This is a genomic window from Staphylococcus microti, from assembly GCF_000934465.1.
In the GTDB taxonomy this organism is placed as follows: domain Bacteria; phylum Bacillota; class Bacilli; order Staphylococcales; family Staphylococcaceae; genus Staphylococcus; species Staphylococcus microti.
On sequence record NZ_JXWY01000013.1, the window covers coordinates 1 to 25,321 of the forward strand.

At 36.5% G+C, this 25,321-nt stretch carries 49 protein-coding genes; 46 read left to right on the forward strand and 3 right to left on the reverse strand.

All coding sequences use genetic code 11. The features are described from left to right. Window positions 1–76: 76 nt before the first annotated feature. On the reverse strand, window positions 77–1,126 hold the full coding sequence (locus TP70_RS02145; RefSeq protein WP_044359005.1) for a tyrosine-type recombinase/integrase: 1,050 nt from the start codon (window positions 1,124–1,126) through the stop codon (window positions 77–79). A gap of 383 nt (window positions 1,127–1,509) precedes the next feature. Here TP70_RS02145 and TP70_RS02150 point away from each other — a divergent pair, with 383 nt between their 5' ends. Then, window positions 1,510–1,689: a hypothetical protein gene (locus tag TP70_RS02150; protein ID WP_411914106.1), complete on the forward strand. Its 180-nt coding sequence runs from the start codon at window positions 1,510–1,512 to the stop codon at window positions 1,687–1,689. Window positions 1,690–1,806: 117 nt separating this feature from the next. Here TP70_RS02150 and TP70_RS02155 read toward each other — a convergent pair whose 3' ends face one another. Both TP70_RS02155 and TP70_RS02160 read right to left on the reverse strand, forming a co-directional pair. Continuing rightward, window positions 1,807–2,103 (reverse strand): TM2 domain-containing protein, encoded by a 297-nt coding sequence (locus tag TP70_RS02155; RefSeq protein WP_044359008.1) that lies wholly within the window; start codon window positions 2,101–2,103, stop codon window positions 1,807–1,809. Window positions 2,104–2,162: 59 nt separating this feature from the next. Continuing rightward, window positions 2,163–2,933, reverse strand: coding sequence for a S24 family peptidase (locus tag TP70_RS02160; protein ID WP_044359010.1), 771 nt, complete (start codon window positions 2,931–2,933; stop codon window positions 2,163–2,165). 147 nt (window positions 2,934–3,080) lie between these two features. Here TP70_RS02160 and TP70_RS02165 point away from each other — a divergent pair, with 147 nt between their 5' ends. The 45 genes from TP70_RS02165 (at window position 3,081) to TP70_RS02370 (ending at window position 25,321) form a co-directional block, all read left to right on the forward strand. After that, the gene (locus TP70_RS02165) at window positions 3,081–3,302 is read left to right on the forward strand and encodes a DUF739 family protein (RefSeq protein WP_044359011.1); all 222 of its coding nucleotides are present in this window, start codon (window positions 3,081–3,083) and stop codon (window positions 3,300–3,302) included. Window positions 3,303–3,341: 39 nt separating this feature from the next. Beyond that, on the forward strand, window positions 3,342–3,785 hold the full coding sequence (locus TP70_RS02170) for a hypothetical protein (RefSeq protein WP_044359012.1): 444 nt from the start codon (window positions 3,342–3,344) through the stop codon (window positions 3,783–3,785). 12 nt (window positions 3,786–3,797) lie between these two features. Next, window positions 3,798–4,583, forward strand: a complete 786-nt coding sequence (locus TP70_RS02175; protein WP_044359014.1) for a phage antirepressor — start codon at window positions 3,798–3,800, stop codon at window positions 4,581–4,583. A 15-nt stretch (window positions 4,584–4,598) separates the two neighbouring features. Next, window positions 4,599–4,802, forward strand: coding sequence for a hypothetical protein (locus TP70_RS02180; protein ID WP_044359015.1), 204 nt, complete (start codon window positions 4,599–4,601; stop codon window positions 4,800–4,802). A 59-nt stretch (window positions 4,803–4,861) separates the two neighbouring features. After that, entirely contained in the window at window positions 4,862–5,041 is a 180-nt protein-coding gene (locus TP70_RS02185; RefSeq protein WP_044359017.1) for a hypothetical protein, read from the forward strand. Window positions 5,042–5,419: 378 nt separating this feature from the next. Further along, entirely contained in the window at window positions 5,420–5,605 is a 186-nt protein-coding gene (locus TP70_RS02190; RefSeq protein ID WP_044359019.1) for a helix-turn-helix transcriptional regulator, read from the forward strand. 42 nt (window positions 5,606–5,647) lie between these two features. Continuing rightward, window positions 5,648–5,938, forward strand: a complete 291-nt coding sequence (locus TP70_RS02195; protein WP_044359020.1) for a hypothetical protein — start codon at window positions 5,648–5,650, stop codon at window positions 5,936–5,938. Window positions 5,939–6,091: 153 nt separating this feature from the next. Beyond that, the gene (locus TP70_RS02200) at window positions 6,092–6,292 is read left to right on the forward strand and encodes a hypothetical protein (RefSeq protein WP_044359022.1); all 201 of its coding nucleotides are present in this window, start codon (window positions 6,092–6,094) and stop codon (window positions 6,290–6,292) included. Between the two features lie 5 nt (window positions 6,293–6,297). Beyond that, window positions 6,298–6,522 carry a DUF771 domain-containing protein gene (locus tag TP70_RS02205; RefSeq protein WP_044359023.1) on the forward strand — a complete coding sequence of 75 codons (225 nt, stop codon included), beginning with the start codon at window positions 6,298–6,300 and terminating at the stop codon, window positions 6,520–6,522. Between the two features lie 15 nt (window positions 6,523–6,537). Next, entirely contained in the window at window positions 6,538–6,714 is a 177-nt protein-coding gene (locus tag TP70_RS12350) for a hypothetical protein (RefSeq protein WP_169743593.1), read from the forward strand. A 177-nt stretch (window positions 6,715–6,891) separates the two neighbouring features. Beyond that, window positions 6,892–7,110, forward strand: coding sequence for a hypothetical protein (locus TP70_RS02210; RefSeq protein WP_044359025.1), 219 nt, complete (start codon window positions 6,892–6,894; stop codon window positions 7,108–7,110). Then, entirely contained in the window at window positions 7,103–7,588 is a 486-nt protein-coding gene (locus TP70_RS02215) for a siphovirus Gp157 family protein (protein WP_044359027.1), read from the forward strand. The genes TP70_RS02210 and TP70_RS02215 overlap by 8 nt, the downstream gene beginning before the upstream one ends. Beyond that, on the forward strand, window positions 7,585–8,211 hold the full coding sequence (locus TP70_RS02220; RefSeq protein ID WP_044359029.1) for an ERF family protein: 627 nt from the start codon (window positions 7,585–7,587) through the stop codon (window positions 8,209–8,211). The genes TP70_RS02215 and TP70_RS02220 overlap by 4 nt, the downstream gene beginning before the upstream one ends. After that, window positions 8,208–8,645 carry a single-stranded DNA-binding protein gene (ssb, locus tag TP70_RS02225; protein WP_044359031.1) on the forward strand — a complete coding sequence of 146 codons (438 nt, stop codon included), beginning with the start codon at window positions 8,208–8,210 and terminating at the stop codon, window positions 8,643–8,645. Before TP70_RS02220 ends, ssb begins: the two co-directional genes overlap by 4 nt. A gap of 21 nt (window positions 8,646–8,666) precedes the next feature. After that, window positions 8,667–9,338, forward strand: coding sequence for a putative HNHc nuclease (locus TP70_RS02230; RefSeq protein WP_044359032.1), 672 nt, complete (start codon window positions 8,667–8,669; stop codon window positions 9,336–9,338). Continuing rightward, a complete protein-coding gene (locus tag TP70_RS02235) occupies window positions 9,331–10,128 on the forward strand; it encodes a phage replisome organizer N-terminal domain-containing protein (protein ID WP_044359033.1) in 798 nt (265 codons plus the stop codon). Before TP70_RS02230 ends, TP70_RS02235 begins: the two co-directional genes overlap by 8 nt. Then, window positions 10,125–10,466 carry a hypothetical protein gene (locus TP70_RS02240; protein WP_044359034.1) on the forward strand — a complete coding sequence of 114 codons (342 nt, stop codon included), beginning with the start codon at window positions 10,125–10,127 and terminating at the stop codon, window positions 10,464–10,466. Before TP70_RS02235 ends, TP70_RS02240 begins: the two co-directional genes overlap by 4 nt. Then, a complete protein-coding gene (locus TP70_RS02245) occupies window positions 10,459–11,697 on the forward strand; it encodes a DnaB helicase C-terminal domain-containing protein (protein ID WP_044359036.1) in 1,239 nt (412 codons plus the stop codon). The genes TP70_RS02240 and TP70_RS02245 overlap by 8 nt, the downstream gene beginning before the upstream one ends. Continuing rightward, on the forward strand, window positions 11,694–11,933 hold the full coding sequence (locus tag TP70_RS02250) for a hypothetical protein (RefSeq protein ID WP_044359037.1): 240 nt from the start codon (window positions 11,694–11,696) through the stop codon (window positions 11,931–11,933). Before TP70_RS02245 ends, TP70_RS02250 begins: the two co-directional genes overlap by 4 nt. After that, on the forward strand, window positions 11,899–12,204 hold the full coding sequence (locus TP70_RS02255; protein WP_044359038.1) for a VRR-NUC domain-containing protein: 306 nt from the start codon (window positions 11,899–11,901) through the stop codon (window positions 12,202–12,204). Before TP70_RS02250 ends, TP70_RS02255 begins: the two co-directional genes overlap by 35 nt. 5 nt (window positions 12,205–12,209) lie before the next feature. Beyond that, window positions 12,210–12,908 (forward strand): SA1788 family PVL leukocidin-associated protein, encoded by a 699-nt coding sequence (locus TP70_RS02260; RefSeq protein WP_044359039.1) that lies wholly within the window; start codon window positions 12,210–12,212, stop codon window positions 12,906–12,908. A 13-nt stretch (window positions 12,909–12,921) separates the two neighbouring features. Next, a complete protein-coding gene (locus tag TP70_RS11905; protein WP_240626959.1) occupies window positions 12,922–13,332 on the forward strand; it encodes a DUF3310 domain-containing protein in 411 nt (136 codons plus the stop codon). Next, window positions 13,322–13,561, forward strand: a complete 240-nt coding sequence (locus tag TP70_RS02270) for a hypothetical protein (protein ID WP_044359041.1) — start codon at window positions 13,322–13,324, stop codon at window positions 13,559–13,561. Before TP70_RS11905 ends, TP70_RS02270 begins: the two co-directional genes overlap by 11 nt. Then, window positions 13,558–13,779, forward strand: a complete 222-nt coding sequence (locus TP70_RS02275; RefSeq protein ID WP_044359042.1) for a hypothetical protein — start codon at window positions 13,558–13,560, stop codon at window positions 13,777–13,779. The genes TP70_RS02270 and TP70_RS02275 overlap by 4 nt, the downstream gene beginning before the upstream one ends. Beyond that, window positions 13,776–14,159 carry a beta-sandwich lipoprotein gene (locus tag TP70_RS02280; RefSeq protein ID WP_044359044.1) on the forward strand — a complete coding sequence of 128 codons (384 nt, stop codon included), beginning with the start codon at window positions 13,776–13,778 and terminating at the stop codon, window positions 14,157–14,159. The genes TP70_RS02275 and TP70_RS02280 overlap by 4 nt, the downstream gene beginning before the upstream one ends. An 18-nt stretch (window positions 14,160–14,177) precedes the next feature. Further along, window positions 14,178–14,600, forward strand: coding sequence for a YopX family protein (locus tag TP70_RS02285; RefSeq protein ID WP_044359046.1), 423 nt, complete (start codon window positions 14,178–14,180; stop codon window positions 14,598–14,600). After that, window positions 14,587–14,790: a hypothetical protein gene (locus TP70_RS02290; protein ID WP_044359047.1), complete on the forward strand. Its 204-nt coding sequence runs from the start codon at window positions 14,587–14,589 to the stop codon at window positions 14,788–14,790. The genes TP70_RS02285 and TP70_RS02290 overlap by 14 nt, the downstream gene beginning before the upstream one ends. Then, the gene (locus tag TP70_RS12355) at window positions 14,787–14,960 is read left to right on the forward strand and encodes a hypothetical protein (RefSeq protein ID WP_169743594.1); all 174 of its coding nucleotides are present in this window, start codon (window positions 14,787–14,789) and stop codon (window positions 14,958–14,960) included. Before TP70_RS02290 ends, TP70_RS12355 begins: the two co-directional genes overlap by 4 nt. Then, the gene (locus TP70_RS02295; protein ID WP_044359048.1) at window positions 14,953–15,504 is read left to right on the forward strand and encodes a dUTPase; all 552 of its coding nucleotides are present in this window, start codon (window positions 14,953–14,955) and stop codon (window positions 15,502–15,504) included. Before TP70_RS12355 ends, TP70_RS02295 begins: the two co-directional genes overlap by 8 nt. Before the next feature lie 39 nt (window positions 15,505–15,543). Continuing rightward, on the forward strand, window positions 15,544–15,717 hold the full coding sequence (locus tag TP70_RS12170; RefSeq protein WP_156962254.1) for a hypothetical protein: 174 nt from the start codon (window positions 15,544–15,546) through the stop codon (window positions 15,715–15,717). 186 nt (window positions 15,718–15,903) lie between these two features. Then, window positions 15,904–16,323, forward strand: a complete 420-nt coding sequence (locus tag TP70_RS02300) for a transcriptional regulator (RefSeq protein ID WP_044359050.1) — start codon at window positions 15,904–15,906, stop codon at window positions 16,321–16,323. Window positions 16,324–16,570: 247 nt separating this feature from the next. Further along, window positions 16,571–17,065: a terminase small subunit gene (locus tag TP70_RS02305; RefSeq protein WP_044359051.1), complete on the forward strand. Its 495-nt coding sequence runs from the start codon at window positions 16,571–16,573 to the stop codon at window positions 17,063–17,065. Further along, complete coding sequence (locus tag TP70_RS02310) at window positions 17,058–18,278, forward strand: PBSX family phage terminase large subunit (RefSeq protein WP_084207631.1); 1,221 nt, start codon at window positions 17,058–17,060, stop codon at window positions 18,276–18,278. The genes TP70_RS02305 and TP70_RS02310 overlap by 8 nt, the downstream gene beginning before the upstream one ends. A gap of 13 nt (window positions 18,279–18,291) precedes the next feature. Next, a complete protein-coding gene (locus TP70_RS02315) occupies window positions 18,292–19,641 on the forward strand; it encodes a phage portal protein (protein WP_044359053.1) in 1,350 nt (449 codons plus the stop codon). Next, the gene (locus tag TP70_RS02320) at window positions 19,622–20,551 is read left to right on the forward strand and encodes a phage minor head protein (RefSeq protein ID WP_052502862.1); all 930 of its coding nucleotides are present in this window, start codon (window positions 19,622–19,624) and stop codon (window positions 20,549–20,551) included. The genes TP70_RS02315 and TP70_RS02320 overlap by 20 nt, the downstream gene beginning before the upstream one ends. A 103-nt stretch (window positions 20,552–20,654) precedes the next feature. After that, entirely contained in the window at window positions 20,655–21,230 is a 576-nt protein-coding gene (locus tag TP70_RS02325) for a phage scaffolding protein (RefSeq protein WP_044359055.1), read from the forward strand. A gap of 16 nt (window positions 21,231–21,246) precedes the next feature. After that, window positions 21,247–22,182 (forward strand): hypothetical protein, encoded by a 936-nt coding sequence (locus tag TP70_RS02330; protein WP_044359056.1) that lies wholly within the window; start codon window positions 21,247–21,249, stop codon window positions 22,180–22,182. A gap of 12 nt (window positions 22,183–22,194) precedes the next feature. Further along, on the forward strand, window positions 22,195–22,377 hold the full coding sequence (locus TP70_RS02335; protein WP_044359057.1) for a hypothetical protein: 183 nt from the start codon (window positions 22,195–22,197) through the stop codon (window positions 22,375–22,377). A gap of 4 nt (window positions 22,378–22,381) precedes the next feature. After that, window positions 22,382–22,669 (forward strand): head-tail connector protein, encoded by a 288-nt coding sequence (locus tag TP70_RS02340; RefSeq protein WP_044359058.1) that lies wholly within the window; start codon window positions 22,382–22,384, stop codon window positions 22,667–22,669. A 2-nt stretch (window positions 22,670–22,671) separates the two neighbouring features. Further along, complete coding sequence (locus TP70_RS02345; RefSeq protein WP_044359059.1) at window positions 22,672–22,995, forward strand: hypothetical protein; 324 nt, start codon at window positions 22,672–22,674, stop codon at window positions 22,993–22,995. Between the two features lie 5 nt (window positions 22,996–23,000). Further along, window positions 23,001–23,384 (forward strand): HK97 gp10 family phage protein, encoded by a 384-nt coding sequence (locus TP70_RS02350; protein WP_044359060.1) that lies wholly within the window; start codon window positions 23,001–23,003, stop codon window positions 23,382–23,384. Between the two features lie 11 nt (window positions 23,385–23,395). After that, on the forward strand, window positions 23,396–23,872 hold the full coding sequence (locus TP70_RS02355) for a hypothetical protein (RefSeq protein ID WP_044359061.1): 477 nt from the start codon (window positions 23,396–23,398) through the stop codon (window positions 23,870–23,872). Window positions 23,873–23,877: 5 nt separating this feature from the next. Next, window positions 23,878–24,435: a hypothetical protein gene (locus TP70_RS11760; RefSeq protein ID WP_052502863.1), complete on the forward strand. Its 558-nt coding sequence runs from the start codon at window positions 23,878–23,880 to the stop codon at window positions 24,433–24,435. A 62-nt stretch (window positions 24,436–24,497) separates the two neighbouring features. Next, entirely contained in the window at window positions 24,498–24,965 is a 468-nt protein-coding gene (locus tag TP70_RS11765) for a tail assembly chaperone (protein ID WP_052502864.1), read from the forward strand. A gap of 59 nt (window positions 24,966–25,024) precedes the next feature. After that, a complete protein-coding gene (locus TP70_RS02370; protein WP_156962255.1) occupies window positions 25,025–25,321 on the forward strand; it encodes a hypothetical protein in 297 nt (98 codons plus the stop codon).

Here is a 25,321-nt window from a genome sequence, read left to right on the forward strand (position 1 = left end):
AACGGAAACGGAGGGAGTCATTGAGTGCTTATATTTCAATGGTTACGGCATTTTGGGAACGTCTCGGGGACGTTCGCTACATACTTTTGATTAAGTTAATAGTCTTTTGTTTTTCTTCTGTCGCAGTTTCTTCTAATAAATGAGAATAAACTTCTAATGTTGTTTTTATGTTAGCATGCCCAAGCCTTTTAGATATATAGTAAATTGATACACCGCCATGCAATAAATAAGAACAATGTGTATGTCTGATCGCGTGCAATGTAAAGTTACCAATTCTATTTTCTAAACAGAATTTTTGCAGAACCTTTGTAACAGCATTATTTGTTATTAATGAATGACCAGTATTGAATATTTGTTTATTCATATTGATTGGCATTTCTGACAATGTTGTTCGCAATACTTTCATATCTTCAGGTGGAATGTCAACTATACGATCAGATGTTTCTGTTTTCGTACCTCTTAAATGAATCGTATTTTTTAAGTAGTCAATATCATCAGTTGTTAATTTTTGAACTTCCCCAAAACGTCCACCTGTAATAACTAGAATGTAGATAAAAAGATACGATTGCACAGGTACATTCGCTGCATAAGTTTTTAATTCTTTATAATCTTTTATACTCATAAATTTATCTTCTTCAGGCTGGCTAGGTTTTTTACCTTTAATAATTGCTTTGTAAGTTGGGTCTTTGTAAATAAGTCCTTCCTGCACAGCATCAGACAACGATGCTTTTAGACAATTGTGTATCTTTTTGACCGATTCGGTGGCGTGATTAGCACCATACCATTTAATAAATTTACGATACAAAATAGTAGAGAAGTTGTTTAATGTAATGTCGTCTAGATTTTCAGTTGCTAAAAATTTTTTAAACTGATTAATAGCATTAACATACGTCTGGTATGCTTTATCTGTAATTACATTCTTTTTGTTGACTTCAATCCATTGTTCATAATAGTCGATAAAAGAACTTTTGTTATTGATAATAATGCCTTGCATTAACTTATTTTTAGCAATTGTTTCAGCTTCAGTCGCTTCTCTTTTAGTTTTAAAGCCTTTCTTTTTATATCGCTTTCCTTCATAGCCGAAATCATAATACCATTTGTTACCATTGTATTTTTTAACACTCATTCTCTTCACTCCTTTTAGAACGTATGTTCTATTTGTATTTAAAAAATATATAGGGTAGGCGGGCTACCCAGTATATTTTTATTGAATTACGCTACAATATGATTTACAATAACATTAAGATAACTCGAGAAGGATTAACACTGGGTCCCAAAATGGGGTAGGTGCGTTTGCACTGAGCATTCCTATGTGCCTGGGGTTATCTTTTTAAAATAAACATGGATATCTCTCTATTCCTTTTATTTTTTGTTCTACGCGTTATCTTTGCTTTGGTCGGCGGAAGATGACGCTTTTTCTATGTTCTTATACTCGTACATTTAACGCTCGGTGTTAAACATGGTATAATACAAGAAAAAGTAGGTGAAAAAATGTCCCCTAAAATAAAAGTGAGAAAAAAACCAGTTATTGTTGATGCAGAAAAAGCTAAAGAAACAATATTCATTGAGACCTTAGAAGGTCGCATGAAAGCCGAAAAGGGCGACTGGATTATAACTGGAGTTAACGGTGAAAAGTATCCAGTAAAACCAGATATATTCGAAAAGACATACGAAGTGCTTCTTGATTAAACTTCGAGAAGTGCTTTTTTGATAGCTTCGTAAGTGAAAGAATATGCCCAATGTACATTTTTTCCATAAATCTCTATACATATGAAGAAGGGCACGTGATGTGCCCTGCAAGAATCTTTATTTTCCTAAGCCCATGTTGATAATAATATCTCTTTCAATCTCTTCATTTTTTTTCGCTAATCTGCCACTTATAAAAAAGGCGTCGATTAAAGTCCAAAAACCTAGTCCGCCTAATGTGAAAGTCATTGCGATAGCATAACCAATGTCACCTAAGTAGTAACGATGTCCACCAATTCCTCCAGTAAAAAACCATAATAACCACGTAACACCTGTCTTTTTTTCTCTTTTGTCCATCTCTGATCGTAAAATCATTAAATCATTTTGAGTCATATTTTGTTTCGCTTGTAAATTCATTTTGCAAAACCTCCTAGTTCAATTTATTTATTAAACGCACGAAGCGGTTTAATCGGTTACTATAAAATTACTTTGCCTACAAGTTGTATACCTTCATTTTGATAGAAGTGTAAGTCCTTATAGTTTTTGTTCAGTGATATTAGAGTTAATCTATCATCTTCTACACGCACTTTTTTGACATAAGCTTCTCCGTTTATAATGAATACACCAATCTGTCCGTTCTTAATATCGTGTGTTTTCTCAACGAAGATGATTTCTCTGTTTCTAAAAACAGGCTCCATTGAATCACCATTGACTTGCAAAGCTAAGTCATGTGGTGGTATATAACCCTTCACATTGACTTTAAATCTCGGCTCATCAAACAGTTGTTCGCCAGTACCTGCAGAAGCGTATCCATAAACAGGTGTCTCTTGAATGATATCGCCTTTGTAATCGTCTAAGTCGATTACATCAGAACTGTTGTTGTTCTGTAACGACAATTGGTTTTTGACATAGTTATAAACGTTCTTCTTACGTTTATCTGTCAATTTAGATACTTCTTTAGAGATTTTAGATTCGATAGATTCAATTTGACGTTCTTCGTCTGGGACACGATATGCATCGACATCATAACCCATTAACCAAGCCTCACCGACATCTAATGTTTTAGATAGTAAATATAATTTGTGTTGGTCGGGAGATGATTTGTCGTTAACATATTGTGAAAGGTGACTTTTAGACATTTTTATTCCAAGTTCTTTTTGATATGGCTTAGACATGTTTAAAATGTCAACTTGGCGAAGATTTCTATCTTTCATCAATTGTTTTAATCTATCCGAAGTAGTTTGCATGTTATCACCTCTTTAATTTCATTATATAGGAAGAGAAAAAAAGTTCAATAGAAAAGTTCAATTTTTTTAACTTAAAGTGTTGACTTTGTTCAAGAGGAAGGTTATTATAAGTGTAGTTCAAATATTTGAACTTTAGGAGGTGGTTATTTGAAGACAAAATCTAACTTTGATTTTTCCTTATTGAATGGTCGTATAGTAGAAAAATACAGTACGCAATTTAACTTCGCCATCGCACTTGGAGTTTCAGAAAGAACACTATCTTTAAAGTTAAATAATAAAGTTCCTTGGAAAACAACGGATATAAAAAGAGCGTGTAAGCTCTTAGAAATTCCAATAGAAGATGTGCACAAATATTTTTTTAATAGTTAAGTTCAAATATTTGAACTTGATAGAAAGGCGAGAAGAATAATGCAACAAATTACATTAACCAAAGAAGAACTGAAAGAAATTATAGCAAAAGAAGTAAGAGAAGCTATAAATGGCAAGAAAATTATTAATCCAAATTTAATTTTTAGTGGTGTAAGAATTGAAAGTGAAGACTTTGAAAATATAAACGAGCAACACGAATTTATGAAGCATTTATCACTAGGAAGAATGAATAGGTTGGGTCAGCCGGTTTCACTAAAAAGGTATAGACATGGTTTTGAATCACATCATAGAAAAGCTTATGTACAAGATGCACATGACCATATTAGAAAACTAACATTGTCAGCATTTGGTGTAACACTTAACTCTGATTTAAGTGAATCGGAATACAGTCAAGCAGCAGAAATGTACACTGAGATCAAAGAACTTTACTTACATCTATACAAAAAGCGCTTAAGTGAATTAAGTATAGAAGATTTTAAATAAGGAGGCAGAGCAATGCAAGATTTACAAACCTTCAACTTTGAAGAATTACCAGTAAGAACATTAACAGTAGACGAGGAACCATATTTTGTAGGTAAAGATGTAGCCGAAATATTAGGTTATGCGAGAACTGACAATGCTATTCGGAATCACGTTGATAATGAGGATAAGCTGACGCACCAACTTAGTGCATCAGGTCAAAATAGAAACATGGTAATTATAAATGAATCAGGTTTATATAGTTTGATTTTCGATGCTGCTAAGCAAAGCAAAAATAAAAATATTAGAAAGATAGCAAAAAATTTCAAACGATGGGTGACTTCAGATGTCCTACCATCTATTCGCAAACACGGTATCTATGCAACAGACAATGTAATTGAGCAGACATTACAAAATCCAGATTACATTATTAACATTCTTACAGAATACAAAAAAGAACGTGAAGGTCGACTTTTAGCAGAGCAACAGGTACAAGAGTTAAAACCTAAAGCGACATATTACGATCTAGTTTTACAAAATAAGTCGTTATTATCGGTTACCAAAATTGCTAAAGATTACGGTATGAGCGCTAGGACATTAAATAAGCTATTACATGAATTAGGTGTGCAGTATAAGCAAGGTGATATTTGGCTGTTGTACGCAAAATATCAAGACAAAGGATACACGCAAACAAGCACATATGCTTTAGATGACGAACATTCTAAAGTAAGCACCAAATGGACGCAAAAAGGTAGGTTGTTTATTTATGACTTACTGAAACGCAACAACATCCTGCCGATGATAGAAAAACAATCAATTTAAAAGGGGGTAAGGGCAATGGAATTTGAATATGTTGACTTAATAGATGATACGCGGTTGGAAAACTGTTCACTTCAAGAAATAGACGGTGGGGCTTTTGGGTTACCTGGCATTTATATAGTTGCGACCTATACAAATGCACAAGGTAACAATAACCAACTAATTATAAACCCTGATTACATCTTAAAGATGAAGCATAAGAGTTTAAGTGTGGTTAATTAAGATTGGGCGAGCACACTACCAACAATTGAAAAACAACCAACTTAAAAGGAGGTATAGCAATGAAAGAATTAAAGCTAATCAAAAAAGCACTTCTCTTGTATATCGCTGCAACGATTTTAGAGAAAGTGCTTAAGAAAAAATCAGATGAAAAAATGTGGGAAAACGCTATGAGTTTCGCTCGTCAAAAACTAGATCTTGAATTAGCTCTAATAAAACCATATTTTCAGCCTGACGAGTGATTAGTTGCTTTGTATCTATTAGAAATTAAAACACACAACTCGTCGTGGGAGATGTGTGCTACGGAAATTTTGGTTGGTTTTAGTTTCCACGACCAACTGTACAAATTTTGCTGGTATCGTCTCCAGCCCTGTAATGTACTTAGATGTTCAATCAAAGTCTAGCGTCCTAATAAGTTACTGCCTTCTAGTACGCCTACCTTGTTAACGTCTCAGTTGACGATGGAGCACAACAAAAGATGCCCTGAATTTAGATTTACTTGTCTATAAAACCACAGGATGATTTAAAACCTCGCATAAGCAAGGAAACCACCTCCCAGTGTAATGGGGTTGGAATAAGTATATAACGAAATATCGTTATAGGCAATAAGGAGTGATACAGTGTTGAACTTGAAAGAGTTAAGAGAAGAAAAAGGAATTAGTCGCTATCGATTATCAAAAATGACAGGGCTACAAAATTCAACAATACGTTCAGCAGAATTAGAGAGCAACAACCCAGGGTTCCTCACGGTTTTAAAAATATGTAAAGCGTTGAATATTGATATATCAAAAGTTTTAGAGAAATAAAAGTGTATCGATACAGATTATAAGAGAGGAGGTACTCCCAATATGAAAATCAACGTTTGCGGTGTGAATTATGAAGTTTTGCAACTTGATGAAGTTGATAACGACCCGAGTTGTTTAGGTCTTTGCGTATATGAAAAAAGCCTGATTCAGATTAAAAAAGGCATTTCTATAGAACGCAAGAAGCAAACTTTAATACATGAATTATTACATGCAATGTTATACGAAGCAGGCTATTACGAACATGATGAAAACCAAGTGGACAATCTATCAGTGGTGCTTAATCAAGTGATTAGTCAAAACGATATAAAAGCCACTCTAAAAGAAATAGAGTAGCCAATGTTCGTTTTAAACATTATAAAAAGGAGTGATTCCAATGGTATTTACAAATAGTTTATTACTTATTCATCTAATCATGAATATAGCTATTCTAATAATGCTTGTAAGAATCGGTAGAGATTAAATTATAACAGAAGGGAGAGAAAGCACATGAACAAACCAAGCTACGTAAAAATAGCACTCTTAATCGTCATCTTGGTGGAAGAGATTAGGAATGCTAGAAGTTACAAAAAGGCTATTGGTAAACCATTTTCAATAAATATGAATGTAGAAACTCAACAATTAAAAGAGATCGTTGAAGATTATGTACGAAAGGTATCAGATATACCTAAAATTACAGAAAGGAAGTGATACTAATGTCAAAAACATATTGGTACATGGACGACCTAATGAATGAGGTCGGCAGAGGTAGAAAGTGGATAAGAGACCATATTCTAGAAATACCTAGATTCAGAAAAGAAATTGAGGAGTTCAGTCATTTCCCAATCAACAACAACGATGAATATATGTTTGTCGGTAGCAAGATGAAAAAGTGGCTTGAAGAGAATTTTAAAGAGATTGAGCGCTTCAAGTATATGTGAAAGGAGGTGGTTAACATGAAAGAGTTAACAGCAGTAGCGTTAATGCTTTCAGTAGCGTTTATTACAACGACAGTATTGGCGTTTGCGAACGTATACTTTACGACACTACTGTTCTGGGTACTCGTAACACAATTTTCGATGTACTTCGCTACACACTGGGTTTTCCGGCAATTAAAAAAGACTGATTGCTAACAGCAATTAGCAAATCAGTCGAGGGAAGTTCATAACTAAAATTACAGAGTACTAAAATCCATTAACGCAATAGCGTCATTTTAGACTGCGTATTTCAGTATAAACTATGTCTAAAAAACCTAAGGGGTAAATTAGAATACCCCTATTATAACAGATTAGAGAGAGGATGCAAGTAGAATGGCAAATAAAAATTACATGACAGTGATGGAATATACAGCGTTAAAAGAATTAATTGTATCAGAAACTCGATTAAAAGATGAAAATCAAAAACTTAAAGAAAGAATTTCGGTCTTAGAGAGTTTGTATGATTACGAAAAGAGTACAAATGAAATGCTAAAGAAAGAGCTTGAAAGTCACACAGTTCTAGAATATGAGGAGGAACTTTTGGATGAGTAATATATTTGAAATTAACGAGCGTTACTTACAAGTCTTAGATATGTGGGACGATGTTGACCCACAACTGATTCAAGACACGTTAGACTCAATTGAGTCAGAAATGCATGAGAAAGTCGATAACATTATTAAACTAAAGCGTTCCGTTGATGGTGATGTAGACGTAATTGACGCAGAGATTAAACGTTTACAGAAGATGAAAAAACAGAAAGAAAATCTGTCAGATAAGTTAAAAGGCTATCTAGCAATAATGCTTGAACAACGTGGTTTAAGAAAATACAAGACACCTACTAATCATATTTACAAACGAAAGAATAAACCGAGTATTGTTGTTACTAATGAATCTTTAATCGATAAAGCATACTACATTCCACAACCACCAAAGTTAAACAAAAAGCAAATTGAAGAGGACATTAAAGCTGGTGTAGATGTTGAAGGCGCTGAACTAAGTGCGAGTGAAAGTTTGGTGATTCCAAAATGAAGAAATCCGAATCAGTAATTGAGATAAATAAGGCGATGGTGGCATTTAGAAAAGAGGTCAAACAACCGATTAAAGATAAAAGTAATCCTTTCTTCAAATCTAAATACGTTCCCCTAGAGAACGTCGTAGAAGCCATTGACGAAGCTGCAACGCCTCATGGACTCTCTTACACACAATGGGCATTAAATGATGACAGTGGACGAATTGGTGTTGCTACAATGCTCATGCATGAAAGTGGCGAATATATAGAGTATGATCCTGTTTTTATGAACGCTGAAAAGAACACGCCACAAGGTGCTGGGTCACTAATTAGTTATTTAAAACGTTATTCATTATCGGCAATATTTGGAATTACCAGCGATCAAGATGATGACGGTAATGCAGCGAGTGGCAAGCAGAATAAAACAGACCCTAAAGTAAGCAACAAGACAGTAGGTATTTTGAAGCAAGAAGTACTTAATTTTGTAGAACTTATGAAGTCTCTAAATAAAGATGTGACGCAACAAAAAGCCGAAAAAGAATTTGGGATCCAGAGCTACACTTCAATGACAGAGCAACAAGCAGTTAACACAATAAACAAAATTAAAGCTATGGCCAAAAAATATAAGGAGAATGAAAAATGATTAATAGGACAACGTTAGTAGGTCGATTAATAAAAGACCCAGAATTCAGAACAACACCATCAGGTGTAAGTGTAGCGACTTTTACTCTCGCAGTGAATCGTACATTTACGAATGCGCAAGGAGAACGTGAAGCAGATTTTATTAACTGTGTTGTTTTCCGTAAACATGCTGAAAATGTTAATAATTTCTTATTCAAAGGTAGCCTTGCGGGTGTTGACGGACGATTACAGTCACGCAGTTACGAAAACCAAGAAGGTCGCCGTGTGTATGTCACTGAAGTTGTTTGTGATAATGTTCAATTCCTTGAGCCAAAATCAGCAAACCAACAAAGCAATCAATCAAGACAATATGAAACGCAACCACCAAAAAGAGATAATCCTTTTGTGAATGCAAACGGTCCAATTGATATACAAGATGAAACTTTGCCGTTTTAAGCCGCTTAGTGAGGCGATAACATGCAGTGGATAGATAAATATCAAAAACAAGATAACGGCTTGTACAATGTCGTTATACGCAATGTAGAGTTATCTGATAAAGACTTACTTATTTTGGATAACGGGCTTGACGTAGAAGTCGAGGTCAAGCCCGTTGATCCGTACGCAATAACTGACAAGCAAAGACGAAAGATATTCGCCTTGTGCAATGATATCGAGGAGTACACAGGACAACCTAGAGAATATATGCGCCAACTTTTCATAGAATATGTGTCATTTGTCGAAGGGTACGAAAGACTTTCGTTAAGCGATTGTAGCAGGACACAGGCTAGTAAAATCATAGAAGTTATTTTGGACTGGATATTCCACAACAATATCCCACTCAATTATAGAACGAGCAATTTGCTTAAGAATGACAAAGCCTTTCTATATTGGTCTACGGTTAATCGAAATTGTGTGATTTGTGGCAAGCCACACAGCGATTTAGCACATTACGAAGCAGTAGGACGTGGACGTGATAGAACTAAGATAAATCATTATGACAATAAAGTATTGGCATTGTGCAGAGACCATCACACGGAGCAACATGCGATTGGTATTAAAAGCTTCAATGAGAAATACCATTTGCAAGACAGCTGGGTCAAAGTTGATGATCGATTGAACAAAATGCTGAAAGGAGAGAAAAATGACTGACATAACATGGATTAAGTTAAAGGTTGGTATGTTCGATGATAGCAAGATTAAGTACATTGAATCATTGCCAGAACGTGACACGATAATAACTGTTTGGGTCAAGTTTTTAACACTTGCTGGTAAGTATAACGAGCATGGTTACATTATGTTATCTGAAAACCTACCGTACAATGCCGAAATGTTAGCTAATGAATTTAATAGACCTATCAATTCAATTCGGTTAGCACTTCAAACATTTCAAACGCTAGGTATGGTTGAAGATGTTCAAGGTGTTTACAAAGTTAAAAACTGGGATAAACATCAAAGTCTAGATAGTAAAAGTAAACATAATGAGAAAAATAGACTTAGACAACAACGTTATAGAGAGCGAAAAAAGCAAGAGCAGTTAGAAAATAACGTTACCGTAACGTTACGTAACGATACAGAAGAAGAAAAAGAAGAAGAAAAAGAAGAAGATAAGAATAAGAAAGAGAAGAAGAATAAAGAAGACGACGTCTTTGCAAATGCAATAAATTACGTCATCACATTCTTGGATAACAACATTACTCCTAATCAAGTCGAACAAATCGGATATGCTGTTGATGACATTGGAGCAAATGCTGATGAAGTTGTTGAAGTGGCAGTTGATTATACAAAAAACAAAGGTGCTCATGTTGGGTATCTCATCACAGTATTAAACAACTGGGCGAAAGAGAATGTAAAAACAAGAGAGGATGCTTTAAACAAGATTAAACCTAAAAAGCAATCGTCTATTGAAGATTACAAGAAGAAATTGGGTGATGATGAATGAAAAAGCGAGAAGCACTTCACATCGTTGAAATCGTATCTGAAACATACAATATGCCTTTTGACGAAAAGAAAATTGATATATGGATTAGCGTTTTGACTAAAGAAGGTGACTACAATCAGTCTTTGAAAAAACTTTATAACTTCATCAAACAAAGTAAGTACAAACCAACTGTTTCGGATGTATTAGCGATTAAGCCTAAAACGTTTGTACCAGATAAAGTACCTGTTGAAGAAACACATCAGTACAAATTAGAGCATGATCCTGCGTATAAAAAAGAATATGAAGAGGTTAGAGATAAAGCTAGAGCTTTCATCAAGGAGTTGCGTAGTAATGATTAACCGTTTGAGCACAGAAGAATCAATTTTGTGCAACTTGATGAAGCACCCAGACTTATTTGCAAAGTTTAAGTTGAAAGCATACATGTTCGTCGATGAAGATGTTAAAACAATTGTCAGTTACATTCTTGATGTCGGTAAAGTCAACCCGAACGAAATCTATTTTAAGTGCAGAGATGAGCAAGACTTTGTTGATGTTAACCGCTTCACGCAAATTAGTAAGTCGAATGGAACCGACCCAGCGTTTTTCATGAGTGACCAAATCAACTTGCTGAATGATTACGTGACTCGTAAAGCTGTAGAGTGCTCTCAACAGTTTTTAAACAAACCAAGCAAAGCAGAATACTTATATTTACTTGATGAATTGAACAAGTTGAAAGATGTGACTATAGAACAAGGTAGTAAGACAGATGATTTTTTAGCGGAAGTTATGGAATCAGTGTTGAGTGATAAGCCTAAAGAGTTGATTAAAACTGGCTATGGTTTGCTGGATTACAAGATACACGGCTTTGAAAAAGGACAGTTGAATGTTATTGCTGCTCGCCCTTCTGTCGGCAAAACTGGTTTTGCATTAAACACGATGTGGAACATTGCGAAAGCTGGATATGAAGTATCATTCTTTAGCTTGGAAACAACTGGGAACCTTGTTGTGGAGCGTTTAGTTTCGATGATTGAAGGCATTCCCTTGTCCAATATCAAGCGACCAAACGAATTAAGCACAGATGATACGAACAAGGTTATGAGTGGTTTGAACAAGATAAAACAATTGAACATAAATATCTTTGATGAGAGTCAGTTAACCCCCTCAAGGATACGTGAACAAGCTTCTAAAGAATCAGATAAGCCCCAAGTGATATTTATAGACTATCTGCAGTTGATGACGTCTGACACACCTTCTAACGACAGACGTGTAGATGTTGAGAAGATAAGCCGCGACCTTAAAATCATAGCGAATGAGACAGGATGCGTCGTAGTGTTGCTATCGCAATTGAATAGGGGCGTAGAGTCACGTAATGATAAACGACCGATGATGAGCGACTTGAAAGAGTCGGGCGGTATTGAAGCGGACGCAAGCATGATATTTATGTTGTACCGTGATGACTACTACAATCGTGATGATGTTACAGATGAAGATAAGTCAGAATTAGAAGTGAACGTTGCTAAAAACAAAGATGGTTCAACTGGTGTTGTTAAGTTTGAATACTATAAATCGACGCAGAGGTTTTTCACATGACGGTATTAGAATTCAAAGACTTTTTAGGATACCTGTTCAGCGTTGAATACAGCGACGATACACGCATGCAATTAAAAATGGTGCAATTGGGTTGGGCGGTGGATAGATTGCTTGTGAGCGAGCGTATCAGTCCATTTGATGATTATGACGAAGTAAGTAAATTGATTTTCAATGAACTAGATGTAAATCAGAGGTGTAAAGATGACAGAGACAGAGTTGCAAAAGAAGATTATTGAAAATTTGAATAATTCTGATTGTAAGGTGTGGCGTGCGAATGCTGGGAAGTTGCGCGTTGGTAGAAGAACTGTACAACTTCTGCCAAAAGGCTTCCCAGATGTGTTCGGTGTGAGGTTGAGCGATGGCAAGTTTGTAGCCATTGAAATTAAAAAGCCATTTGGAAAATTATCAGACGAACAGATTGAATTCGCCAAGTGGGCGCAAGAAAACAAAATAGTTTACGGCGTTGCTCGTAGTGTCGACGACGCATTAAAAATTATCGAGGAGTGAAGCTTATGCTAGATTTACCAAGAATACCAAAGGATAGATCAAGAAAGTATGAATATAAAGGGCAGAAGGTTAGTTTGAATCAAATGGCTAAGTATACAGGTTTTGAACCCGCTACAATTCGACAGAGATTACGTAATGGATCCAATGTATCAGATATACTCAAATCAAAAAAATCATTAAAATTAAACTTAACAGAAGAACAAATAAAGAAAAAGGTTAGTAAAAGTTTAACCGAGAAAATAATTGAAGAACGCGTATTAAACGGGTGGGACTTAGATTTAGCAGTAGAACTTAGCCCTTTATTTGTAGGACCCGTAGACAATATCGTGTACAAAACGACAACAGGTGGCATTGATATTGAAGTGCCTTATGAAAAGATACTAGAGCTTGAGAAGTTTGGCGTATCAGCAAAGGCCATAAGTATACGTGTAGGAAGAGGACAGTCGTTAGAAGAAGCTCTGAATCCACAGTTAGAAGGCGATGAAGTTGACGGTATCGACTATGAAAGGTTAGACGACCTTAATAGGGATGTAACTAAAGCGGCATTACGACGTTACAGAGCAGAAAAGAGACGTAAGTCAAAGCCTCATCTGGACACAGTGCCTCAAAAACACAAGATTAGCGATTATGGTAGATATTTGATGAGCAGACCAGCGATAGCAAGACAGAAAACTGATTTGTATGGCAACGTTCAATTTATTTAGAGGAGTGATCAACATGGAGAAGTTGAAAATCGGAAATAGAGTGAAAGTGATTATTAAAAACGGTTTCTTCTTAGGAGAAGTATTGAATTCGTATCCTGATAATTTTTATATACGCACAGATGAAGGGTTTACGACTTACGTTCCTTATGACTCTGATTGGGAGAAGATTCCGTCTAGTAAAAAGATTGAGTATAACAATAGTGTTAATAGCCCGATACATTACAACTATGGAAAAATCGAAGTTATTGACTTTATAGACCAAGTAACAAGCCCTTATTCATCATATTTGGCGTTTATGATAGGTAACGTTATCAAATATGTTGCGAGAGCACCATTTAAGAATGAAATTGAGGACTTGAAGAAAGCAAGATGGTATTTAGATCGTGCTATTGAAAAGTGGGAGGAGAAAGCTAATGCAAAGTAAATATGGCTTTCTGCACAGCTATCGTTTGTACGATTGTTTAAACGCTATGGTTTGTCTTGTCATACCGAGTGAAGATTATGTTCGTGTTTTAGGGTACGGTCCGTATTTCAAAAAATTCGATGGAACGTATAGCATGAAAGAATTTGATGAGTTTAAGCGAAAACACAATCTTTCTACGAGAGATGAAGGTTTAATCTCAACATTAAAAAGGTTGCAAGAGCGCTTATGATCAACACAGTAAATGACAAGAAGTGCACACGTGATTTATCAGACAGCGTAAAACAACGTTACAAAATAAACACGGTTGGCAAGTCGCCAACACAAATACAGAAAGAACTTGCACATCGTGGTGTGAATGGCTTTGTAGTAAAGGTTAGCTACAACAAAGTTACTATGCTGGTTGAACGTAGCAAAGTTAAAAAGAATAGGGAGATGATTCGTAAATGAAAAAGCTAATTGCAGTTTTACTAGGTGCAACAATTTTATTAGGTGCTTGTTCGCAAGCTGAAAGAGTTAGTTATAACCTTTCGGAGGAGTCAGACAACTTTAACACAGTCAGAAAAATTACAGTGATCAACGCGATTAAGCAAGACATCATTTTTCAAATGTCTGGACGTATGTCTATTAAAGCAGATACAGGAGATAATCAATTGGAAGTCGTAGTTGAAAAACAGAACGGCGAATATCAAAAGCACATTATTGGGTTGTCGGACAATGTATCTTATGTTGTTGAAGATGTCACTACAAAAAATGTAAGTAAGTACCAATACGAAATTAATTACAACCCAAAGATGTGGGTACCAGCAAAACCAGATTATAAAGATTAATAAGGAGAGTGAGCGAAGATGATACCAAAATTTAGAGTGTGGGATAGCAAAGAACAGCGAATGTTGTATCCAGGCGACTATACAATGGAAATTGATAAATGGGGCGTACACATACACGGTAATAACAATCAAGTTATATCTGTTGATGAGCGCGAAGATGTCATGCAGTCGACGAATTTTTACGATAAAGATAACGTTGAAGTATTCGAAGGGGATGTTGTACGTTTCAAATTTCCTTATGATCGCAGACAGAAAGCGTTAGGCGTTATTGTTCACAGAAAAGATAAAGCTTGTTTTGGTATTTATACGACTCTGACTGATGAAGAATATGAACTTTACCGAATTACAGCAAAGCATCACTTCGAAGTGATTGGAAATAAGCACGAGAATCCAGAATTGATAAAAATGATAGAGAGGTTGAGAGAAGATGCCGGAATTTGAAGAACGCTTTGAAGATCTCGCTAAAGTACGTAAACAACGTGACGACTACAAAGATAAGCTAGAAAAAGTGGTTGAGCTGTTTGTAAATCATATCAACTACAAGTTAGCAATAGCTCACAATCAATGGTATATCAACTTAAGACACAAGCTAGATGCAATTTTATATAACGAAAAGGAGAATGAGAAATGAACAATCGTTTAGATTTATTAATCGCACTTTGTGATGAGTATAAAAGGTTACTTGAAGAATACAAGCAGAATAGACCTGGTGGTGTATCGAGAGCAAGATTAGAACGCACAGCATTAGTACTAAGACAAACAACACTTGAGTTTGAAAAAGGAGGAATAGGCAATGACTAATCAGTTAACAGTTGACCAATTTAAAGAACTACTTCAAATACAAAAGGAATTCGATGACAGCATACCAACATTAAATTTAAACGATAGCAGAATCGCATACATTGTTGAATTTTTTGAATGGTTTAACACACTTGAGACTTTTAAAAATTGGAAGAAAAATCCGGGCAAAACGTTAGAAGTACAACTCGATGAACTAGCAGACATGTTAGCTTTTGGTTTAAGTATAGCGAATCAACTTAATACACATTCTGAAGACTTGAGTAAGGTTTATAGAATGATGATTGATAATAATAATGTAGTTGCTAGCACAAAGTATATATTGCACAACTTTTTAGGATCTTACATGACTACTTTACTTCTTAAGCAATTTAAACTTGATGAATTTGAAAAAAAATGGCTTGGTCGCTCATGTGTAGTTTTACCAATTGGCATAGCTTACAGATTATATTCAATCGATCAACTTATTGAAGCTTATAAAAAGAAAATGGAGCGTAACCATGCACGACAAAATGGCACAACAGACGTCGAAAAAGGATACGTCTGAAAAAGACATACTAGAAAGAGTAAAGGAAGTGTTGGGTAAATGAGTATTAAAAGAACGATAAAGAAAGCAGAATTACTGATCAGTGCAATCCTATTTATTTTATCGGTGTATGAACTGTATGTTCGTCTTACTGCGAACGATGAAGTGGATGAGGCATTCAGCATGTTAGATCAACTTGACTTAAATAATTTTAGAGCGGAGGTTAGTGATTAACGTTTAAAGTGATATTTAGAACAAGACTGAAAGAGATTATTGTGATGCCAGTGACAAAAACGACTCCGCAACAAAAAAAGGAGTTTGTAGAATACTTACAAGATTTTTATAAGACCCACAAAATATTAATGCTTCCAATGCATACGCAGATTGAGTTTATAGATTAAAAATGGGGGTTAGTGAATAATGACATTGAGAAAGTCGACTATTAATTATTTAGAAAGTGAGTTGCGTAATTATCCGTACATGGATAGAGATATAAACAGAGTACGAGAAGAAGTATTGCACCCTTGGTCACCAACCGATGAAAATATCGGGGGCGGTAAATCTACAGAAACAATCAGCGTAACCGAAATTAAAGCGACAAGAGTTGTGAATGATAGACGGCTAGCACAACTAACAAGGCTTAAAGTAGCAATAGAGGCTGTTTATAATGAAACAACAGATGAAGGGCGCAAATTAATGGATTTATACTATTTCACTAAGCCTAGAACGTTAAATCTAACAGGTGTTGCTAATGAGTTATATATAAGTAAAACTATCGCTTATGATTTGAGAAAAGGTATTTTATCGTCTTTAGCCGACCAATTAGGCTTAATTCATTAGTCGACGGAAAAATCCCGGAAAAATGAGCTCACTTTATGTGTAATAATGTTAGTGTACAGAAATGTACAACGATGTTCTTCAGGTTGTTGTTTGGTAATTTGTTTTATCACTCTGTAATTTGAGGTATGCGTGCGGTTTTCTCCTTTCTAATCTAAATACTGTGTTCGTATAGGCGCCCTTGAGGCGTCTTTTTGTATTCAAATCTAAAGAGTAGTTAACGTAAAGGCGTGTGATAATGTGAAAACAATTGATTAAATTAACGCAAAAACAAGAAAATTTTGTATTGGGGCTCATCGAAGGAAAAAGCCAACGTAAAGCTTATATTGATGCAGGATATTCTACCAAAAACAAAAGTGATGATTATATAGATAAATCAGCTAGTTTATTACTAAAAAATAGTAAGGTTTTAGTAAGGTACGAAGAATTGCGTCAAGAAATAGCTGAACAATCAAAATGGACACGCCAAAAGGCTTTTGAAGAGTATGAGTGGCTTAAGAATGTATCGAAAAACGAAATAGAAGCTGAAGGAGTTAGAAAAGCTACTGCTGATGCATTTTTGTCTAGTTTAGATGGCATGAATAGAATGGCATTGAACACTGATGAATTAACTAACAAGAAAATCGAAACAGAGATTAAGATGCTAGAGAAGAAAATTGAACAGCTGGACAAAGGTAATGACGGACAAGAAGACAAAATTAAACAGCTACACGATGCAATTACAGGAGTGATTGTTGATGGATAAACTTAAGTCTTTATATACAGACAAACAGATAGAAATTTTGAAAGAAACAGTGAATAGAGATTGGTTTATGCTGATTAATCACGGTGCTAAGCGTACAGGAAAAACAATCTTAAACAACGATTTGTTTTTACGTGAATTGATTCGTGTGAGAAAAATAGCTGATGAAGAAGGAATCGAGACTCCGCAATACATTCTTGCTGGTGCGACTTTAGGTACAATACAAAAAAACGTACTGATAGAGCTTACTAACAAATATGGGATAGAGTTTAACTTTGATAAGTTCAATTCGTTTATGTTGTTTGGAGTACAAGTTGTTCAAACAGGTCATAGTAAAGTAAGCGGTATTGGTGCAATACGTGGTATGACGTCGCATGGCGCATATATTAACGAGGCTTCACTTGCACATGAAGAAGTGTTTGATGAGATTAAATCGCGTTGCAGTGGTACTGGCGCACGTATATTAGTCGATACCAACCCAGACCACCCCGAACATTGGTTGTTGAAAGATTATATCGAGAATGTAGATCCAAAAGCAGGCATACTTAGTTATCAATTTAAACTTGATGACAATAACTTTTTAAATGATAGGTATAAAGAATCTATTAAAGCTTCAACACCTTCTGGCATGTTTTATGAGAGGAATATTAACGGCATGTGGGTATCGGGCGATGGTGTTGTGTACTCCGATTTCGATTTGAATGAAAATATAATAACCAAAGATGAATTAAGTGAGATACCAATGAAAGAATATTTTGCTGGCGTTGACTGGGGATATGAACATTATGGATCAATTGTCTTGGTTGGTAGAGATTTCAAGGATAACTTTTATCTGATAGAAGAACATGCATATCAACATAAATTTATAGAAGACTGGATAACCATAGCTAAAGATATCATCAATCGATACGGAGACATTTATTTTTATTGTGATACTGCAAGAACGGAACACATAAAAGATTTTAAACGAAACAAAATATTAGCTAAGAACGCAGATAAAAGTAGATTATCTGGTATCGAGATGATTGCAAAGTTATTTAAGATAAATCGGTTGTTCGTTGTATACGAGAACATGGATAGATTTAAAGAAGAAATATACAAATATGTATGGCATAAAACAAATGGAGAGCCGATTAAAGAAAATGATGACGTACTTGATGCGCTTAGATATGCGATATATACACATACAAAGAAAAAAGGAACTGGATTCCGTTAAAAGGAGTGAGTAGATGTATCCAGCTGAACCGACTGAAACTGAAAAGATGTTAGATTTTATTAAGCCGAAATATGAAACGATGCCAGAATATATTGATAGGCTGATTAGAGAGCATACTGTTGATTTAGACGATTTAAGTTTAGGCGAGAAGTATTATAATCATCATCCGGACATATTGTCTGAAGAAGCGCCTAAAGATGCGACGGGTACGGTAGATCCACTAAAACCAGATAATCGACTGTTTGTGCCCTATCATCGCATTCTGGTAGACCAGAAGGTAGGTTATGCGATTGGTAACCCTGTAACGATTTATCACGAGAGCGACAAAATTACGGAGCTGATTCACGATACACTGACAGATGATTTTGATGATCGCTTAATTGATATTTTGACGGCTGCAAGTAATAAGGGGATTGAATGGTTGCATGTGTATGTGGATGAAGAAGGAATGTTGAGTACAATGCGTGTGCCGGTTGAGCAGTCGATTCCGATTTATAAAAATAAAGAGCGTACGGAATTGGTTGAGTTTATTCGTGTTTATATGCATGAAGGGGTCAAACGTGTGGAGCATTGGACGCCTGAAGATGTTACATATTATATGTATCACGAAGGTCAGTTAGTGTTTGATTTTTATAATGGCGAGGAGAATCCTACAACTCATTTGGATAACTATTCTTGGGGGCGTATTCCGTTTATCCCTTTTAAAAATAATACGGAGGAAACATCTGACGTACTGGCTATTAAAACATTGGAAGATGCGTATAACAGACGTCTATCTGATTTACAGAATACGTTTGATGAGAGTGTTGAATCAGTGGATGTGCTAACGAATTATGAAAGTGAAGACTTAAGTGATTACAAGCGTAAAAAGCGTTACTATAAAGCGATTAAAGTGGACGATGAAGGTGGAATAGATACGTTGACACACGAGATACCAGTCGATTCATCTGAACGCTACTTGAATATGTTGCATGAAAAGATTATTTTTGCAGCGCAAGCGGTTGATTTTGATAATGACAAGTTTGGTAATAGTCCTTCTGGTATTGCGCTGAAGTTTTTATATAGCAACTTAGATTTAAAGGTTCGAAAGTTAGTGCGTAAAACACAGGTTGCTTTACGTGAATTGATGTGGTTTATTTACGAGCATCACAATATTCAAGGTGATTACAAAGATGTGAGCATCGAATTTAAGTTCAACCGCATGACGAATGAGTTAGAACAAACACAAATCGCAAGTATGTCACAAACGTTATTATCAGAAGAAACGCTTGTATCCAACCACCCATGGGTTATTGATCCAACGGCAGAGTTAGAACGCATACACTTGAACGGTGTTGATGTTAATGCAGAAGGAAATATTTAAATTAATTGAGTCGCTTATCAATGCTACATCTGATGAAGCGGCTAAAATTATTTTGGCGCAGTTGAGTGTCATTTTGGAGATACTTGATAAGTTGTTTAATAAGTATCGGTCTGATGATCCACATATCACATGGACAGAATTCAATAAATACAATAGATTGCAAAAAGAGTTAGATGTCATTGATAGGTTGCTGGAAGGTGCTTATTCAGAAGTCATTGAGATGATAAGAAACTCAAAAGAAAATATAGAGATTGAAAACTATTACAGACATATGCATATGTTTGATATGTCGAGTGATATTGATTTGTCTAATGCAGATATTTTGTATGCGCAAGCGAAGAAATCACTCGAAAACCCAATCGAATATATCCGCTTGGAATCAACGTTTGAGAAGCATCGTAAACGAACAATCAAGCGATTAACGGGTCATATTGCGAATGGCGTGATTCAAGGTAAAGGTTACAACGATATTGCAAATGATATAACGTATTCGATGGGCATGAGTGCAAGACAAGCTAAAATGGTTGCTCGTACTGAAACGGGGCGTGCACAGAGTGAATCACAAGAGGTTGCTATACAACAAGCTGAGAAGTATGGTGCGCGTATTAAGGGGTATTGGGATGCAACGCTGGATTTACGTACACGAGCATCGCATGCGCATATGGATGGCAAAGAAGTCAATGATAAAGGTGTGTTTGTAGTAGGTCAGTCTGTAGGTCCAGCACCTAGATTATTGGTAGGACCGGATAGTGCAAGTCAGAATATTAATTGCAGATGTAAGAAGTTGCTTACTGTTAATGGTCATAAGCCGAAGAAAAGAAGTGCACGTGATATTAACGGAAAGAGCATTCAAGTTGATTATCAGACGTATGACGAGTGGCATAAGAATTTTGATCAAGAAAATAGTTAAGTTCACTTTGAATATCGTCCTGAACATGACGTTAAAAGGTTTATTTTTTGTACGAAAATCTTCGTGGCGTTGCACGTTAAAAACGTAAAGAGGAGTTAGATGTATGGAATTTAAAGCGTTATTAGAGAAGTATAAGAACGGTGATGTTGAACAAGACGCGGTATTAGATGCGGTTGATGCTTTGAAGTCTGATATGGTACCACGTTCTCGTTTGAATGATAAGAATGAAGAGATTGAAGCATTGAATGCAGAGCTAGAGAAGCGTAATGATCAAATCACTGAACTTCAAAAATCGGTGGGTGATAATGAAGCGTTACAAAGTAAGTTAAAAGAATATGAAGATAGTAATGCTAAGCATGCGGATGAGATGAATGAGTTGAAGTTGCACACAGCAATTAAGTTGGCAGTTGCAAAAGATGCGAATGATGCAAATGATGTGTTGACGTTGTTGGATAAAGATAGTTTGACGCTGAAAGATGATGGGACGGTTGATGGTTTAGAGGATGCTGTCAAAGCGTTGAGAGAAGCTAAGCCTTATTTGTTCGGCGCAAATAAGCTGAAAGGTAAAACGCCTATTGAAGGTGGTCAACCGAAATTAACACGTGAGCAGATTATGAATATTCAAGATCCGGTGCAACGTCAAAAAGCGATTAAAGAGAATATGAATTTATTTAATTAAAGGAGTGTCTATTATTATGGTAGAAAGATTAAAGTTAAACTTACAACATTTTGCTAATCAAGAGTTCCCTGAGCAAAATTTACAAACGATGGCAAGTTTGGATAAATTTAAAGAGAAATCGGTTGATTTTACGTATCGTTTTGAAAAGTCGTTAAAGGATTTCCAACAAGCGATTGGTGTATCGAATCTGATGCCTGTTACGGAAGGTATGACAATTAAGCTATATAATGGTATGGATGTTGAGTTGGCTGACGGTGACGTGGCAGAAGGTGACTTAATCCCGCTTTCTAAAGTAACGCCTAAAGTTGAAGAAACGAAAGAGATTAAGTTGAAAAAGTATCGTAAGGCGACGTCTGGTGAGGCGATTCAAAAGTACGGCTTAGATCAAGCGATTGATAAGACGGATGCAGCACTTGTAAAAGAGATTCAAAAGAATGTGCGTAAAGAATTATTCACGTTGATTCAATCGGGTAGCGCACAGACGAATTTAAACCCGGCGAATGGCTTACAAGGTGCGTTAGCGACGGCTTGGGGTTCTTTACAAACGGTGTTTGAAGATGATGCAATTAAGACGGTGGTGTTTGCAAACCCAAATGATATTGCGCAGGCGATTGCTGATAAGAAAATGACGTTAGAAAGTGCGTTCGGTTTGCAGTATTACACTGATTTAACAGGTACGATTGTGTTTTCAACAACGCAAGTTGAGAAAGGAACGATTTATGCGACGGCGGCTGAAAACTTAGTGATTGCTTATATTCCGGCTGGTACGTCAGAGTTAGGACGTTCATTTGCGTTAACGTCTGATAACACAGGTTTCTTAGGTATGACACACTTCTTACATCACGAGACATTGACGCATCAAACGTTATTAGTTTCTGGTGTGTTGATGTTCCCTGAGCGCTTAGATGGTGTCGTTAAGATTAGCTTAGCGAAAGCAGAAGCTAGTGTATAGGAGTGATGCGCAATGGTTAAGTTCAAAGTGTTGCATCATATCACGTTGAATAAAGAAGGGATTCGACCACGTCAAGGCGATGTGGTCGATTTGCCTGTTAAGCGAGTCAATGAGATTCATAAGCAACTTGAAAGTACTGAATTTGCACACAATCTACCTTATTTTGAACGTGTGGATGAGGATAAGAAAGGGTGATTAGATGACCCCTGATGATGTGAGAGCGATTAACGAATGGTCTAAAGCGCAATACGATGATGCGCGTTTAAATGTGCTAATTGAGAAGTATATTGGTGTTGCAGAAGCGTATTGCAATCATGAGTTTTCAGAGCCGTATCCGGAAGGTGTTCAGTTGTTTGTGGCGAAGTCTATCAAGCAGTTTGAAATCGAGTTTTTATCGGGTCGTTCAATGGGTTCTGTGAGTTACACGTTTAAAGATGATGTAGGCTTGACGCAGTATTTGAAGCGGTATAGAAAGATGGTGTGGTAAGTATGTTTTTAGAAGAGTTTCCACACACGATTACGGTTGAACGGAAAGCAGTAACTGTTGATCATACGGCTTATCCACCCAAAGAAGTGACGAAGATTTCAAGTGAAATGATGAAAGCCTTTATGGATACGCCGACTACGTCGCAGTTAGCTGATTTTAAAGCGATTGGTGTTGAACTATCCAGCATGCTTTTTGTGCCGTATGGTGCGGATATTAGGCGTACGGACATTATTATTTATGATGATGTTAAATATAAGCTGAATGGCGATTTAGAAGATCAAGGCAGACAACATGAAATATATCGTGTGCCGCTTATAAGGGCGTGAACCTTATGGGCAATCGCATTACACGTGGCTTACAACAGTATAAGCAAAAGGTTTTGAATGATGTTAAACGTGGTGTGGCGGAGACGACAGTTTTATTACATGCAGAGTCGTCATCAAGAGCGCCGGTGGATACGGGCGCATTGAAGAATAGTATAGATATGTCTGTGAGTGGGTTTCATGGTCGCGTGTCTGTCGGTTCGAGTTATGCATTATACTTGGAGTTTGGTACAGGGATATATGCGACGAAAGGTTCTCGTGCTAAAAAGATTCCATGGTCGTATTTTAAAGACGGTAAATGGTATAGGACGTATGGTATGGTTGCACAGCCGTTCTGGTATCCATCGATTGATGAGGCGAGAAGGTATTTTAAAAGTTACTTTAATAGATGAGGAGTGATTGCATGCAACCTAGATATGTGTCGGCGGAACAAGCGTTGTTTAGGGCGGTTATGAATCAGTTGTATTCGAGTCCTTTGTTTAAGCAAATTAAAGAACGTGTGTATGATCATATGCCGATTGATATTAATCATGATGGGCGTGGCAATTTAGTGCCTAATATGACGTATGTTGTGGTGGGTGAAACAAATACGCTTTCTTTTTATCAAAGTGCGGGTCATGATGAGGAGATTGCAATCACGTTTCATCTATATCATAGAAACACTGACAGTCCTTTGGCTTCTACTGATGAAGCGAGAGGGCTTTTAAGTATGTTGCGATATGTCGTTGAGCAATTGCCTGTGATGGCGCATTATACGACAGATAAAGTGCGTGTTGAAACGCAACAGGTTATTACGGATGTTGATGGTCAGACCAGACATGGCATTTTAAGAGTGAAGTATTACGTAAAGCATAATGTAAAGTTTAAAAATAAGGAGTGAATTTTATGGCAGTAGATAAATGGACGTTGATTGGTATTCCTGCTGAAACGCCGATTGAAAAAGCGAAAGCAGTTGACTTTGTGTTGGCTGGAACGAGTGAGTTTTCGCATGAGTTTGAGAATGAATTGCGTGAGAAAATCAGAGGTAATAAAAAGGATTGGGAAGGTGGCGTTGTTGAAGAAACGATTGAAGTCACTTTTCCTTATGACAAAAATATGAAAGGTGATCGTGACTTTGTTGAGGCGTGTCGTCTAGGAAAACAAATGCGCTTTTGGATTATTAACAATAAAGTCATTAAGTACACACCAGCTGGTTCTGAAGTGGAACAAGAAGGTCACGATTCAACGTTTGCATATGTGATTCCTGAGTCTCGTAGTTTAGAAGTGGATGATGAAGATGAAAAAATTGAAGTGACGTTAAAAGTGAAGTTGAATAGTGCGGTGGGTCATGAACCGAAGTTGCCTGCCGAAATCATTGATGCGTCTGTTGCTGAAACGATTGTGTATGAAACGATTGGACAAGCGACGGGTAATGCAGAAGATGCTACGACGCAAAATGTTTAAGAATGGGGCTAGTTGCTAGCCCTTTTTTGTTTGCAATTTTTTAATTTAAAGGAGTGTTTGATATGTCACAAACGTTAAAAATTAAAGGTAAAGATTATACAGCGAAAGGGTCTATTGCTTTTGTGCGTGAGGCGAAGCAATTTGGCGAGACGACAGAAGTGAAAGGGCAAATGACGAAGGGCGATGGTGTGACGTCTATCTTTATGGGCTTGTTACAACAAGATCCTGAAAAATTGGCGCAGTTTTGGTATTGTGCGGTGTCGAATTTAACGAAAAATAAGCCACAAATGTTAGATATTGAACAAGCGATTGAAGATTATGCTGAAGTAAATGGCGAGATTGATACGTTGTTTAAACATGCGTTATTGACGTTACGTCACGATGGTATTGTGAAGGGAAAGATTCGTACGATTTTGGATGCGATGCACAAGAAAGTCAAGGGTGGCGACGAAGAGGACAAGGCGCAACTGGAGATGTTCAACGAGATGTACAAGGGCATCACAAACGAAGATCTGTTCAGCAAAGCATAAGCTACGATTACATTTTAGAGACGACGGTACGCCTGCTTGGTTATATTCCGATTCATGAGTTGGATAATCTAACGGTGTATGAATGGGAGTTGTATGTAAAAGGTGCGCGTCATAGGCGTTTAGATGTATTAGAGGATATGCGTTTACAGTCGATTATGCAAGCGCGCTTATCGAATGGCAAAGATGTTAAGCAAATAACGAAGCAGATTGAGCGTGAACGTAAGTTGATTGATCAAACGGCGTCGTCTATTGCGCATGATCAAGCGAAAGAGAAATGGTTGAAACGTGAGGTTGCGAAGGTGCAACGTCAGGCGTTACAGCGTTGGTTAGACGAAAAAACGCAAAGAGGGGAGTGA